The sequence below is a fragment of the Tenacibaculum profundi genome (assembly GCF_052050075.1).
Lineage (GTDB): Bacteria > Bacteroidota > Bacteroidia > Flavobacteriales > Flavobacteriaceae > Polaribacter.
Genome location: NZ_CP197225.1, coordinates 3,075,364 through 3,089,283 on the forward strand (window position 1 = coordinate 3,075,364; position 13,920 = coordinate 3,089,283).

11 protein-coding genes and 1 riboswitch are annotated in these 13,920 nt (G+C 29.4%); of the genes, 10 read left to right on the top strand and 1 reads right to left on the bottom strand.

Annotated features, from left to right (window positions below):
- The first annotated feature begins 17 nt into the window (after window positions 1–17).
- Both gldN and ACSIGE_RS12565 read left to right on the top strand, forming a co-directional pair.
- Window positions 18–881, top strand: a complete 864-nt coding sequence (gldN, locus tag ACSIGE_RS12560) for a gliding motility protein GldN (protein ID WP_440882219.1) — start codon at window positions 18–20, stop codon at window positions 879–881.
- Between the two features lie 74 nt (window positions 882–955).
- A complete protein-coding gene (locus ACSIGE_RS12565; RefSeq protein WP_440880218.1) occupies window positions 956–1,999 on the top strand; it encodes an NAD(P)/FAD-dependent oxidoreductase in 1,044 nt (347 codons plus the stop codon).
- Here ACSIGE_RS12565 and ACSIGE_RS12570 read toward each other — a convergent pair.
- On the bottom strand, window positions 1,996–2,400 hold the full coding sequence (locus tag ACSIGE_RS12570; RefSeq protein ID WP_440880219.1) for a DUF983 domain-containing protein: 405 nt from the start codon (window positions 2,398–2,400) through the stop codon (window positions 1,996–1,998). The genes ACSIGE_RS12565 and ACSIGE_RS12570 overlap by 4 nt on opposite strands.
- Before the next feature lie 121 nt (window positions 2,401–2,521).
- Here ACSIGE_RS12570 and ACSIGE_RS12575 point away from each other — a divergent pair, with 121 nt between their 5' ends.
- From ACSIGE_RS12575 to ACSIGE_RS12610, 8 genes are all read left to right on the top strand, one after another.
- Window positions 2,522–4,441: an ABC-F family ATP-binding cassette domain-containing protein gene (locus ACSIGE_RS12575; RefSeq protein ID WP_440880220.1), complete on the top strand. Its 1,920-nt coding sequence runs from the start codon at window positions 2,522–2,524 to the stop codon at window positions 4,439–4,441.
- Between the two features lie 3 nt (window positions 4,442–4,444).
- Complete coding sequence (locus ACSIGE_RS12580) at window positions 4,445–5,377, top strand: 1-aminocyclopropane-1-carboxylate deaminase/D-cysteine desulfhydrase (protein ID WP_440880221.1); 933 nt, start codon at window positions 4,445–4,447, stop codon at window positions 5,375–5,377.
- 57 nt (window positions 5,378–5,434) lie between these two features.
- Window positions 5,435–6,214 carry a glucosaminidase domain-containing protein gene (locus ACSIGE_RS12585; protein WP_440880222.1) on the top strand — a complete coding sequence of 260 codons (780 nt, stop codon included), beginning with the start codon at window positions 5,435–5,437 and terminating at the stop codon, window positions 6,212–6,214.
- Between the two features lie 1,291 nt (window positions 6,215–7,505).
- Complete coding sequence (locus tag ACSIGE_RS12590) at window positions 7,506–8,021, top strand: gamma carbonic anhydrase family protein (protein WP_440880223.1); 516 nt, start codon at window positions 7,506–7,508, stop codon at window positions 8,019–8,021.
- Window positions 8,022–8,044: 23 nt separating this feature from the next.
- The gene (locus ACSIGE_RS12595) at window positions 8,045–9,442 is read left to right on the top strand and encodes a glutamate-cysteine ligase family protein (RefSeq protein ID WP_440880224.1); all 1,398 of its coding nucleotides are present in this window, start codon (window positions 8,045–8,047) and stop codon (window positions 9,440–9,442) included.
- Complete coding sequence (locus ACSIGE_RS12600; RefSeq protein ID WP_440880225.1) at window positions 9,443–10,708, top strand: hypothetical protein; 1,266 nt, start codon at window positions 9,443–9,445, stop codon at window positions 10,706–10,708.
- Between the two features lie 588 nt (window positions 10,709–11,296).
- The gene (locus ACSIGE_RS12605; RefSeq protein WP_440880226.1) at window positions 11,297–12,283 is read left to right on the top strand and encodes an endonuclease/exonuclease/phosphatase family protein; all 987 of its coding nucleotides are present in this window, start codon (window positions 11,297–11,299) and stop codon (window positions 12,281–12,283) included.
- A 96-nt stretch (window positions 12,284–12,379) separates the two neighbouring features.
- Window positions 12,380–12,493: riboswitch (SAM riboswitch) on the top strand.
- Between the two features lie 130 nt (window positions 12,494–12,623).
- A complete protein-coding gene (locus ACSIGE_RS12610; protein WP_440880227.1) occupies window positions 12,624–13,916 on the top strand; it encodes an O-acetylhomoserine aminocarboxypropyltransferase/cysteine synthase family protein in 1,293 nt (430 codons plus the stop codon).
- Window positions 13,917–13,920 lie beyond the last annotated feature (4 nt).

Below are 13,920 nucleotides of genomic sequence, written 5' to 3' on the forward strand. Positions count from 1 at the left end.
AAGATAAACAGATGAGTATGAATTGGAAGCGTTTTTATTTGGTTGCATTAACACTTGTTTCAACAAGTTACGCAAGTGCCCAAGCAAACCTTTTAAATGCTAAAAAGGTAAGCGAAATAGGATTTAAATCGGATGCACAAATTGCCTCCGAAGATGACAAACCATTACCGTATGGAAATATCAGTGATAGAGATGTATTGTGGTCTAAGGTAGTTTGGGAATACGTTGATCTAAATCAAAAGATAAATTTACCTTATTATTATCCAATTGATACGGCAAGTACTGGAAATAATAGAAGGTCTTTATACGATTCTTTATTAAAAGGTATACGTACTGGAGAAATTACTGAAGTTTATGATGATTCTTATTTCACATCTAAGATAGGTATTGATGAAATCATTGAGAAAACAAGTGATTCAAGAGACGATGGTTACGGTAATATTGATTTGTACGAGATTAAGTCTGAACAAGTAAAAGGATATATGTTGAAAGGAATTTGGTATTTTGATAAAAGGCAAGGAGAGCTTAAGTATCGTCTTTTAGGCGTTGCTCCTATGGGGCCAGATGTACAAGTTGTCGGAAGAGATGAAATTGATGATGGAGATAATACCTATGCTTTGTTCTGGGTTTTTTATCCTGACGCAAGGGAAACTCTTCATAAATCAAAAGTTTTCAATCCTTTAAATTCAGCAAGACCTATATCTTATGATAATCTTTTAAATGCGCGTAGATTCGATGCTGTAGTTCAGAAAGAAGAAAATATGTACGGAGATAGACAGATTAAGGACTATGTAAGAGGAAATTCTTTATTTCAATTGCTTGAAGCTAATAGAATTAAAGAAGGTATAAGAGATAGAGAAATGGATATGTGGAATTACTAATTTCATATTTAACAAATAAAAAAAAGAGTATTTACATTGTGAATACTCTTTTTTTTATTGGTTATTTTTGTCAGATGAGTAATAAAGTCGATTATATTGTTGTTGGTCTTGGTTTAGCAGGAATTTCATTTTGTGAAAAGCTTTTAGAAAATAATAAATCATTTATTGTTTTTGAAAATAGTTCTCAAACATCTTCGTTGGTTGCCGGAGGAATGTACAATCCTATTATTTTAAAAAGATTTACACCTGCCTGGAATGGACACGAGCAGTTACAATATGCCATTCCTAAATATCAACAAATAGAAAATAAACTGAATATTAAAATTGATGTTAAAGTCAAAACTAAAAAAGCTTTTAATACTATTCAGGATCAAAATAATTGGTACCTAGCTCTAGATAAGCCAAATACAGGGTTGTATATGATTTCAGAAATCGAAAAAAATGAAATAAAAGGAATTATCTGTAAGAATGGCTTTGGAACACTAATTGGTACAGGTAGAATCCAGATGAGAGCATTTATTCATTCGTATAAAAATTATTTGAAAATTGAAAATAAATTAGTCGAGGATGATTTTATTTATGAAAAACTTGAGATTAATGAAAGTCTAAAGTACCAGGATTTAATTGCAGAAAAAATTGTTTTTTGCGAAGGCTTTGGTTTAAAAAAGAACCCTTTTTTTAACTATTTACCACTCAACGGTACTAAAGGAGAAACGATCGATATTTTTGCTCCAAAATTAGCTATTGATTTTGTTTTAAAGTCTTCCATATTTATTATGCCTTTGGGAAGTCATACTTATAAAATAGGAGCGACTTTTAATTGGAAAGATAAAACTACGGTGCCTACACAAGAAGGTGAAAATGAATTGATAAGCAAATTGAATAAAGTAATTAATGTACCTTATAAGATCATAGACCATTCAGCTGGTATAAGACCAACTGTAATTGATCGTAGACCTTTGGTAGGAACACACCCATTACATAAACAACTTGCCGTATTAAATGGATTGGGGACAAGAGGAGTCATGATTTCTCCAACCATAGCTAACAGCTTGTTTAATTATATAGAAAAAGGAATCCCTCTTGAAAAAGAAATATCTATCGAAAGATTTACTTAATTATAGTTTTTCTTAAGAATTTTACTGTTATTTTGTTGTTTGTATGAAACAAATAGATTAATCCATATAATTCTTGAAAGTCTTAGACTCACAGGAGTCAGCAAGAGAGAAACAATAACAATGGATATAAAGCTATGCAAAATAGAAAGCCCAATGAATACTTTTGCTATAATAAATATTGCAACGAAAAGAGCGACTGCTATGGCATAATTAACATACATAGCACCAAAAAAGAATGAAGGCTCCATCATATATTTCAAGTTACATTCAGAACAGTTGTCATGGAGTGTACTTATTTTTTTGGGATTAAAGGAAATTTTATATTTGAAAAAATCGCCTTCATGACATCTTGGACATTTATTTCTGAAAATACTGTATAGTTTGCTTCCTTTTCCGATCATAATAATAGGTATTTGAGTTAAATAAACTATTTGGTTTTTGTAAGTTTGTACGCATTTAAAGTATAAGTATAGAATCGCTTGTAATACGTTCTACAAAATTACATTAATTTAGTTCAAAAAAATGTTAAACGTACATAATTTAACGGTTTCTTTTATGGGAACCGATTTGTTTTCTGGAGTAACCTTTAAATTAAACAAAGGAGACAGAGTTGGCTTAATAGGTAAGAATGGTGCTGGAAAATCAACCTTACTTAAAGTACTTTCAAAGGATATAGAAAATAGTGGAGGAACAATAGCATTTGATAAAGAAGTAAAAATTGGTTTTTTAAGACAAGATATAGATTTTGTTCATGGCAGGACTATCTTGGAAGAAGCTTATCAAGCTTTTATAGAAATAAAAGATATTGAAAAAGATATAGAGTTTATCAATAAGCAATTAGTAGAAAGAACAGACTATGAAAGTGAATCCTATAGTCAATTGATTGTTGATTTGAACGAGAAAACGGAACGCTATGAGTTAATTGGTGGGTACAATTATCAAGGAGATACAGAGAAAATATTACAAGGCTTAGGTTTTAAAAGAGAAGATTTTGAAAAATTAACTGATACTTTTTCTGGAGGATGGAGAATGCGTATTGAGCTGGCAAAATTATTACTGCAGAATAATGATATTTTATTATTAGATGAACCGACGAATCACCTAGATATCGAATCAATTATTTGGTTAGAAAATTTTTTAAAAGGTTACCAAGGAGCAATAGTTCTAGTTTCTCACGATAAAATGTTTCTAGACAACGTAACCAATAGAACAATTGAAATTTCTTTAGGACAGATTTACGATTATAAAAAGCCATATTCAGAGTTTTTAAAACTTAGATCAGAGATAAAAGAAAAGCAGTTACAAGCACAAAAAAATCAGGAAAAAGAAATTGAGCACACACAGAAGCTAATTGAGAAATTTAGAGCCAAGGCAAACAAAGCTTCAATGGCGCAATCACTTATCAAAAAATTAGATAAAGTTGATCGAATAGAGGTAGATCAAGACGATAGTGCTGTAATGAATGTTAAGTTTGAAATTTCAAAAGAACCAGGCAAAATTGTTGTAGAAGCTGAAGGTTTGTGTAAAAATTATGGAGAGAAAAAAGTTTTAGAGAATATTGATTTATTAATTGAGCGAAATAGTAAAATAGCGTTTGTTGGTCAAAATGGACAAGGAAAATCTACTTTAGCTAAAATGATGGTTGGAGAAATTCCGTTTGAAGGACACCTAAAGCTTGGACATAATGTAGAAGTAGGATATTTTGCACAAAATCAATCGGAATATTTACCACAAGAAAAAACGGTACTGGAAATAATGGAAGATGCCGCTAATGATACTAATAGGATAAGAGTAAGGGATATGCTTGGAGCCTTTTTATTTAGCGGTGAAGCAGTCGATAAAAAAGCAAAAGTACTATCAGGAGGAGAGCGAAATCGTTTGGCATTATGTAAGCTATTATTGTCACCATTTAATGTCTTAATAATGGATGAGCCTACAAATCATCTTGATATTGCATCGAAAAATGTTTTAAAAAAAGCTCTCATAAATTTTAATGGTACTTTAATTATTGTCTCGCATGATAGGGACTTCTTACAAGGTCTAACAAGCACAATTTATGGATTTAAAGATAGAGAGATAAAAGAGTATTTAGGAGATATTGATTACTTTTTAGAACAACATCAGATAGAAAGTCTAAGAGAGGCAGAAAAAAAGACAGTTATTAAAGAAGATAAAAATTCATTTAATAAAATAGCTTTTAAACTATCAAAAGAACAAGAAAAAGAGCTCAAAAAACTCAAAAACAGATTGAATAAGATAGAAAATTCGATTCAAGAGCTTGAAAAAGATATAAAAAAAACAGACTTAGCATTGGCGGAAAATTATGATAAAGTTTCCTCCAAACCTGGTTTTTTTGATGAGTACAAGGCAAAAAAAGCAAAATTAGATGAATTAATGGAGAAATGGGAGAAAATAGAGGAAGAGGTTAATAATTATTCTTAATAGATGTTTGAATTTCATGATAAGATCATAAATCAAGAAATAGATTTACCTGTATTAAAGCAAAATCAAGTAAGGCTTTTTATAAAAAGAGAAGACCAACTCCATAATAACGTTTCTGGGAATAAATATAGAAAACTTAAATATAATATACTAGAAGCTAAAAAGTTAAAAGCTCAGACAGTTTTGACTTTTGGAGGAGCTTACTCAAATCATATTGTGGCAACTGCAACAGCAGCCAAAAAATACAATCTTAATGCAATTGGAATTATCAGAGGTGAGGAGCTAGGAAATAAGATTGAACATGTTTTAAAAAATAATAAGTCGTTAAAGTTTGCGTATGAGCAAGGAATGAAATTTAAATTTATTTCAAGAGAAGATTATAAAACCAAAACAAATAGTTTTTTTTTAGAAAAATTAAGGAATGAGTTTCGTGATTTCTACCTAATTCCTGAAGGAGGAACTAATAGCTTGGCTGTAAAAGGTTGTGAAGAGATTTTATTAAATGAAGATAAAAAATTCGATTATATTTGTTCATCAGTTGGAACAGGCGGTACAATTGCTGGTTTAATTAATACAGCTGATAAACATCAAAGAGTAATTGGCTTTCCAGCTTTGAAAGAAAACTTTTTAGAAGACGAAATTAAAAAGTATTCAAAAAATAACACTAGCTGGTATCTAAAAAAAGAATATCATTTTGGAGGCTATGGAAAGTTTAATAAAAATTTAATTGACTTTATTAATGACTTTAAAAAAAAGACGTTGATTCCATTAGACCCTATTTACACTGGAAAAATGCTTTATGGAATCATTGATATGGTAGCTAAAGGAGAGTTTATAAAAGGGACAACAATTTTAGCAATCCACACAGGAGGTTTGCAGGGAATTGAAGGTGCTAATGAAAAGTTAAAGAATAAAGGAAGAGAATTAATAGAATAGAAGCTTTTATGAATAAGTTTTTATTTGAGAAAACATAAAGGTTATTGAATGTATACGATGAAATTAAAAATAAGTATCACAATTTTGATAGTTTCCTTATTATTATCAAGTTGTGGGACAAAAAGAAGAACAGTAACTTCAGGCAGAAAAATTGTTATTGAGCATAGAGAGAAACAGCCTGAAATACCTCAATTGGAGCAAGTAAAAAAGGTTTCCACTACAACTCCAAGAAATACAGATGAGTATATTTTAAAATTTGCTTCCATTGCAATAGATAAAATGTACGAACATAATATTCCAGCAAGTATAACCTTGGCTCAAGGTATTTTAGAATCAGGAAGTGGAAGAAGTCCCTTAGCTATAAGATCCAACAATCATTTTGGAATAAAATGCCATAAAGGATGGAAAGGTAAAAGCGTTACTCATGATGATGATGAAAAAGGAGAGTGTTTTAGAAAATATAAATACCCTGAATCATCATATGAAGATCATTCGCAGTTTTTATTGACAAGAAAACGATATGCTAGTTTATTTAGATTGAAACATACAGATTACAAAGGATGGGCTTACGGATTAAAAAGAGCAGGTTACGCAACAGATAAAAGATACCCACATAAGTTAATTAGCCTTATTCATAAGTATAATTTAATGAAATATGATAGAAAAAGACCTACCAAAAGTAAATTAACTAAAAAAGAAGGTTCTTATCATGTAAAAAAAGGAGATACTTTATATTCAATTGCACGAAAGCATAATATCTCTGTGCAAAAATTAAAGCAAATTAACGGTTTAAATGATAATCAAATTAGTATTGGACAGCAGTTATTAATCAATTAACTAGCTCTTTTGATAACTTAGTATCAGTTTTTAAGCCTCTGAAAATAAAATAGTAATATTGTTTTACAGGTTTAAGTGGGTTAATATCATGTGATTGTGTTGCCAATTGTAATTGTTTTTTGCTTTTTAAAAAAGAGAACTTTACCCTTTTCATAATAATTTTTTTCATTCAATTTACTTTCATGTTATCTTATTACTCCTGATTGTAATGTTTTGTTTTACTAGCATTGTTAAAACGCAACTATGTTTTTATTAATAATTATAATTTCATTGTTATATAATGTTATTAGATGAAGTATGTTGTTATTATGCTTTATGTTAACCTCTAGTAATAAAAATTAATTTTTAATAATTTTATTTTTATTCCAAGTTAGATTCTTTATAAAGTTAAAAATAATTCACCATAATATTCACTATCTCTGTCTGTTTTGAAGGTGGCAATGTAGGTACTTAAAAATGTTATCTAAATCATTAATAAATGAAGTTGCTTTCCCAATAAAGGCACTTTTAAAATACAAAGCTTCTTAAACATATTTGCATGAAGAGATAATGGATTATCTCTTTTCGAGAAGGAATTTAAAGAAGAATTACCAAATTGAAGGAAAGCAGAAGCTTGATTATAATGAAAAATATTTACTTTTATTATAGGTAGTATTATTCAGTTTTTTAACGCGATATAATTTCTTCAAACCATAAACAAAACGTTTCAACTATTTTACTGTTGCCAAAATCACATTTCTATATCTGTAAAATTAGAGTGTGATAGATTATTAAGATAAAATTGATTAAGAGATTTATATTGATCAAAGAGTTCATTGAGATTATTATTCTATACTTCTTATATTTTTGAAACCTTTTATCGAAAATGTTGTTTGAAAAGAGGTACCTTATAAAAAGGAATAGGATATTTAAAGATTAACAAAGAGTAAATAGGCTGTTAGGGTTTAAATGTTTTATTTGGAGATAATGTTTAAGAATAAATAAAACTATTGAAGAAAAAATCTAAAAAAAAGAAAGAAAAATATTGAAGTTTTTAAAAAAAATAAAAGAATATTCTTATTGTAATACTTCATAAATCATATTTAGTTAACATAAATCCTAGTACAAAATATAATAAAAGAAAAGGAATAAGTGTTATTTTGAGAAATGGAAAAGAATTATCAATTTCTTCATGTAGAAAATCAAATTTGCGTTTTTTTTTTAAGTAATTTTATTTTGAAAAATGATAGTTATTATGTAGACAATTGTCGATATTTGGTAGCAAAACGTACTTTACTAACAAAAAAAACACATGAAAATAATAAAATCCGTGAAAGGAAAAGCTCCTCAAATTTCAAATGATTGTTATATAGCTGAAAATGCCACAATTGTAGGAGATGTTAAAATAGGAGAAGAATGTAGTATTTGGTTTAATGCTGTAATTCGGGGAGATGTCCATTATATTCATATAGGAAATAAGGTAAACGTTCAAGATGGAGCTGTTATACATGCTACCTATCAGAAATCGCCAACAAATATAGGAAACAATGTTTCTATAGGTCATAATGCAATCGTTCATGGTTGTACAATACATGATAATGTTTTAATAGGTATGGGAAGTGTTATTATGGATGACTGTATAATAGAATCAAACTCTATCATTGCAGCTGGGGCTGTTGTTACCCAAAATACGCATGTTGCGAGTGGAACCATATATGCAGGGGTTCCTGCAAAAAAAGTTAAAAATATTTCTCCTGAACATATTTCAGGCGAAATTAATAGAATAGCCAATAATTACATCAAGTATGCTAGTTGGTTTAAAGACTAAATAATTTAATTAATCCCCCAAAGATGAAAGAAAAAAGAACCAAAATTAAAGATGAGTTAACCACACAATTTAAAAACGCTTTTAAGTATGACAGTAAATTAAAACCAAGAGGAATTGGCATAGAATGTGAAATTCCAATTGTGACTTCCGATGGAAATATAGCTCCTTTTATAGTGATTAAACGAATGTTCAACTATTTGCATAAGGAAGGTTTTGAGTTGGTAAGAGATAAACAAAGTAGAGAAATAGAGTCAGCTAGAAGAATAAATGCAGATAGTATAGAAAAGTTTGATAGTTTTTTTGATACTATAACAACAGATGTTGGTTATAGTATAATAGAGTTAATTTTAGCACCTCAAAAGAATTTATTTATTCTTCAGGATCATTTATCTAAATTATTAAACCTACTTAAAAAATTTTTTAAAACGCAAGATTGCTTTATGTTAGGATATGGAATTCAACCATTAGGAGAACCTTCTGAAAAAATAATGATGCCCAAAGAAAGGTATTTTTTTTACAATAAATTTTCTTCGAATGAATTCATTTCCCAAAAGAGTGGATCAGATGCCTGTCTTTTAACAATTACAGCATCTAATCAATGTCATATTGAAATTGAATTAGAAAAATCAATACCAGCTGTAAATACACTGAACGCGTTATCTGCCTTGCAAATAGCGTTATGTGCAAATTCACCAATATGGCTAGGTAAAGTTGAAAAAGGAATTAAAGCTAATAGAGAAAACCTATGGAAACATTGTTTTCCAAATAGAAAAGAACAAATAGGAATACCACCTAGATTTAATCAAGAATCTGATTATATTCAATATTTACTTGACTTTAATCCCTTCTTGATTGAAAGAGAAGGACGATTTTATAAAATTTTAAATAAATCTACTTATCAAGAGTATTTTGAGAATGAGGAACCTTGTTTTGCAGAAGCTTTTAACGGAGAGGTTATAAAGGTGACACCAAAAATTGAAGATATTAATCAGTTATTTTCATATAGTTGGTTTAATACACGATTGGTTCCAAAGCATGGTACAATTGAGAGTAGAATGTGCTGTCAACAACCACCCCATGAGACCTTATGTTCTACAGCATTAACTCTAGGTTTAATAGAGAATCTTAAAAAAACACAAGCTTTTGAAAGTCAATATTCATTTGAGTTCTGGAAAGAACTGAGATTAAACGCAATTAAAGATTCATTAAATGTATTCATTGATAATATAAGTATTATTTCGTTAATAAAAGAACTACTTGATATAGCAAAAGAAGGGCTTATAAAAAGAGGGAAAGGGGAAGAACATTTTCTTGAACCGTTGTATACTAGACTAGAAGAGAAAAAATCTCCTGCTGATGCAGCAATTGAGTTTTTTAAGGACAAAGGAATAAAGAACCTTGTTAAAGAACTTTCTTTTTAGATGAATATTAAAATTAAGTCATCTCCCGTAATAGGAGGGCTTGACGGAGCATTTAAGTTAAAGAGAATCCCTGATCAAGTTTACAGAAGAATTTCTGATTATTTTGAATTGAATTACCAATTTAAAAATGGCAAAGAAATGCGATTGGGGAACTATTACCTATGTCTAGATAAAAAAATATCAGATAGCTTCGTAGCATTTATAAAACAGATTTTAGAAAGCAATTTTTCAGAAGGTGTTTTTCCTGAAGGTTTCAAGCCATCAAACGAAACATTAAGTGATGATGAAAGAAAAGGGAACTTTACCTTTGGTAGTTTCGATATGGCTGTCACTGAAAAAGGGCTGCAGAATATAGAATTTCAGGCGGTTGCAACTTATCCAATTAGCGCAGCTAAAATGAATACTATTTTACTGGATTCAATAGCAGAAACAAATGCTTTTGCCTTCCCTGACGATGTAAATATGAGATGGAATGATTTTATTCAGCATTACACTAACATATTTAGTAGTGAAAGCAATCATGTCGTCTTGGTAGATAGACGAATTAACCAACAAAAAACTAAATTTGAGTTTTTTGCAACTTCTAAAGAATTAGACATTCCCTTAAAAATTATCGATGTTAAAGATATTTTTGAAAAGAATAACTGTTTATATTTCAAAGAGGGTGAAAAAAATAATAAAATAACCACTTTTTATAATAGAATTTTAATAACTGAGGCATTATACAAAGACAATTACCCATACAATACGAACTATTGGAAATTCAGATTTGATAAAAAATATAATGATTTAAAATATATAAATCACCCATTAAAACAGTTTCAGATTTCAAAAAGATTATGTCCTTACATTAAGCATAATTATAATCCAGAATGTTACGAGCTTTCTGATATTAAGCATCTTTTTAAACAAGGAGAATTAGATTATAAAAAATTTATTTGGAAGCATAAATGGGGTGCGGCAGGAAGTGATCTCATTTTTGAACCAAACGAAAAAGAATTGAAAAAAATTGAGGATAAAACAGAGAATTATATTGCTCAAAACAAGATAAAATATAAACTTTTCAAGACAGATGATCATTTTGAAAAAATTGTTGAACTAAGATTTATGACAGGTGTTTTTAAAGGTAAATTAAATATTGTTCCAATGGCACGAGTTGGTCATGTTGAAAAAGGCAAGGGAGGCTCATTAAATTATAAAATACATTTTTCTGATAATAATAAAATGGGCTTTGGGTTTAGTCCTGTGATTATTTTTGATAATTAATAATTTTCTTGAGTGTTATTTTTATAAACTTAAGAAAATTATTCTTATTAAGATTTTGTTTTCGCCGGATCACTTTTTTATCGACTCTTTATTTTATTTATTTTTTAAACCAGTAGTCACTTTCTTTTTGAAATTTTATTCACTAGTAAAGGTATGGTTTTGTTTTTTTAAATATGGATGGGATCTAATATTAAACTCAGTCTTTTTTAAGTTAATTCGTTCCGTCGCCCTAATGTCGTCAAATTTTTAACTTATGTCTACTGTTATTTCGTTCAATATTGTGTTTAATACCATGAAAATACTACAAATGATTTTATTCTTTGCTTTTTGGAAGTTATCTCTTGTTGAATTAACGTTAAATACCCATTTCTTAGATTGATTTTAAAACTTCTATCGTGAATTAAATATCAGGGCATAAAATTTAATTACATTACTTTGGCAAAGCTTAATTAAAAAGGTTTAAATTTGAAAGCTATATTAACTTTATACAAAGTATTAATTCAAAACAATAGTTCCGTATCCTAATAATTATAATCTTTATTTTGTTCTATGGTATTTTGTGGGAATTTTAATTTAGTTTAATTCATAATGAAACAATTTTTTAAAGTACTGATCAAGTCGTTTGTAGTCTTATTTGCAATTCTATTAGTTTTTTTCTTTTGGGCATCTTCACCAACTCTTGATGAATCTAGTTATGCACAACTTTCAAAAAAAACATGTCCAATTTCAATCGATAATGATTCAATTTATAGTATTGTAACCTACAATATTGGTTATTTGAGTGGTATGACTAACAATAAGGCCGTTATAAAACCAAAAAAAATGTTTGAGAATAACTTAGAAAAAGTTCTTACTGAATTTAAAAAAGTAAATCCAGATATTATTGCCTTTCAAGAAATTGATTATGATGCATCACGTTCCTATAATGTTAATCAAGAACAAGAAATTTTGAATTTAGGTTATCCTTACTCTGCAAAAGGAGTTAATTGGGATGAGCGATATCTTCCTTTTCCTTATTGGCCTCCAAGCGTACATTTTGGAAAAGTAGTTTCTGGCCAGTCAATAGTCAGTAAATATCCATTAAAAGATTATGAAAGAATTATTTTAGAAAGAGTTTCAGACAGTCCCTTTTATAGAAAAGTTTTTTATCTAGATAGACTTTTACAAGTTGTAAAAGTAGTTCTAGAAGATCAAGAGGTTATCATTATGAATGTTCATTTAGAAGCTTTTGATAAAGGAACTAGAGAGAAACAACTAAATAAAGTAATTGACTTATTCAAGCAATATGCAAAGACAAATCCTACAATATTGCTTGGTGATTTTAATAGTGATCCGAATTATGAAGATGCTGTAATTAAAAAAGTATTTAGCATTCCAAATATAGGAAATGCTGCATATAGTAAAAATAATTATGAATTAACTTTCGATTCAGAAAACCCATTTGAAAGATTAGATTATATTTTTTACACAAAGAAATCAATTGAATATATAGATGGAAAAGTCTTAAAGGCTTTTGGAAGTGCTTCTGATCATTTACCATTAGAAATGAAGTTTAGTTTAAAAAATAAAGATTAAAAAGGGGGATTAATTAAAAAAAATAAAAAATATTTGGAAATTTAAAATTATTTTTAAAATATTTGTACTTGTAAAAGTTCAATGACTTATCTAACGATGTTATCAAGAAAGGTGGAGGGATTAGACCCTATGAAGCCTTAGCAACCCTTAGCTTAAAGCAAAGAAGGTGCTAAATTCTACCCGAAATAATAGTTTTAGGATAGATAACCCGAAAAAAGATTCAAATTACTTAAAAAAGAATCTTTTATTTTCTTAATAACATTTTTCTAGTAAGCAACATCTCATAAAAGGTGTGTTTTGACTTTTGTTTTAATTATTTATTAACTCAAAAACAGGAAAAATGAGTACACAAAAATTCGCAACAAACGCGTTGCATGCAGGACATGATGTAAAACAAAATGGAGGAACTAGAGCAGTGCCTATTTATCAAACTACTTCTTATGTATTTAATGATTCGAATCATGCTGCGAATTTATTTTCGTTAAAAGAATTAGGATTCATTTACACAAGATTAAATAATCCAACTAATCAAATATTGCAGGAGCGCTTAGCAGCATTAGAAGGAGGTATTGGAGCGGTTGTTTTTGCTTCGGGTACGGCCGCTATTTCAACAGGTTTATTAACTTTATTAAAGGCAGGAGACCATATCGTTGCTTCAAGTAGTTTGTATGGAGGTACTTATAACCTATTAAAAGTAACATTACCAAGATTAGGAATTACAACAACTTTTGTAGATGCTTCTAATCCTGAAAACTTTGGAAATGCAGTGCAAGAGAATACCAGAGCATTTTTTGTTGAATCTTTAGGGAATCCAAAATTAGATGTACTTGATTTAAAAGGTATTTCAGCTCACGCTGAGAAAGTACAAGTGCCATTTATTGTTGATAATACAGTGGCGACACCAGCATTATTAAACCCTATTGAGCACGGAGCAAATATTGTGATCCATTCTTTAACAAAATATATTGGAGGTCAAGGGAATTCTCTGGGAGGTGTAATTGTTGATGCAGGAACTTTTGATTGGTCAAATGGTAAATTCCCTGAGTTTACGGAGCCTTCTGCTGGATATCACGGATTAGTATATCATGAAGCATTGGGAGCGGCATCGTATACATTTAAACTAATTTTAGAAGGGTTACGTGATTTCGGAGGAGCCTTAAGTCCGACAAACGCTTTCCAAATAATCCAAGGATTAGAAACTTTAGAAGTAAGAATAAAAAAACATAGTGAAAACGCTTTAGCCATAGCTAAGTGGTTAGAAGAGCAGGAAGAGGTAGCTTGGGTAAATTACCCAGGATTGGAAAGTAGTAAGTATAAATCTTTAGCTGATGAGTATTTACCAAAAGGTCAAAGTGGTATTGTTACCTTCGGAGCAAAAGGAGGTTATGAAGCGGCAAAAACTATTGCGGATTCTACACAACTATTTTCTTTATTAGCCAATATTGGCGATACAAAATCTTTAATCATTCACCCAGCAAGTACAACACATCAACAATTAGCTGATGATGAACAGGAAAGTACTGGAGTTACAAAAGACTTAATACGTTTGTCTGTTGGAATTGAAAATGTTGAAGATTTGAAAAATGATCTTAAAGAGGCATTTGCTAAAATATCTAAAGAAATAGAAGCATAACGAA

What these genes read in the sequence shown, in the direction of transcription:
- gldN (WP_440882219.1), top strand. Translation starts at nt 18, where the DNA reads ATGAATTGGAAGCGTTTTTATTTGGTTGCATTAACACTTGTTTCAACA.
- ACSIGE_RS12565 (WP_440880218.1), top strand. Translation starts at nt 956, where the DNA reads ATGAGTAATAAAGTCGATTATATTGTTGTTGGTCTTGGTTTAGCAGGA.
- ACSIGE_RS12570 (WP_440880219.1), bottom strand. Translation starts at nt 2,400, where the DNA reads ATGATCGGAAAAGGAAGCAAACTATACAGTATTTTCAGAAATAAATGT.
- ACSIGE_RS12575 (WP_440880220.1), top strand. Translation starts at nt 2,522, where the DNA reads ATGTTAAACGTACATAATTTAACGGTTTCTTTTATGGGAACCGATTTG.
- ACSIGE_RS12580 (WP_440880221.1), top strand. Translation starts at nt 4,445, where the DNA reads ATGTTTGAATTTCATGATAAGATCATAAATCAAGAAATAGATTTACCT.
- ACSIGE_RS12585 (WP_440880222.1), top strand. Translation starts at nt 5,435, where the DNA reads ATGAAATTAAAAATAAGTATCACAATTTTGATAGTTTCCTTATTATTA.
- ACSIGE_RS12590 (WP_440880223.1), top strand. Translation starts at nt 7,506, where the DNA reads ATGAAAATAATAAAATCCGTGAAAGGAAAAGCTCCTCAAATTTCAAAT.
- ACSIGE_RS12595 (WP_440880224.1), top strand. Translation starts at nt 8,045, where the DNA reads ATGAAAGAAAAAAGAACCAAAATTAAAGATGAGTTAACCACACAATTT.
- ACSIGE_RS12600 (WP_440880225.1), top strand. Translation starts at nt 9,443, where the DNA reads ATGAATATTAAAATTAAGTCATCTCCCGTAATAGGAGGGCTTGACGGA.
- ACSIGE_RS12605 (WP_440880226.1), top strand. Translation starts at nt 11,297, where the DNA reads ATGAAACAATTTTTTAAAGTACTGATCAAGTCGTTTGTAGTCTTATTT.
- ACSIGE_RS12610 (WP_440880227.1), top strand. Translation starts at nt 12,624, where the DNA reads ATGAGTACACAAAAATTCGCAACAAACGCGTTGCATGCAGGACATGAT.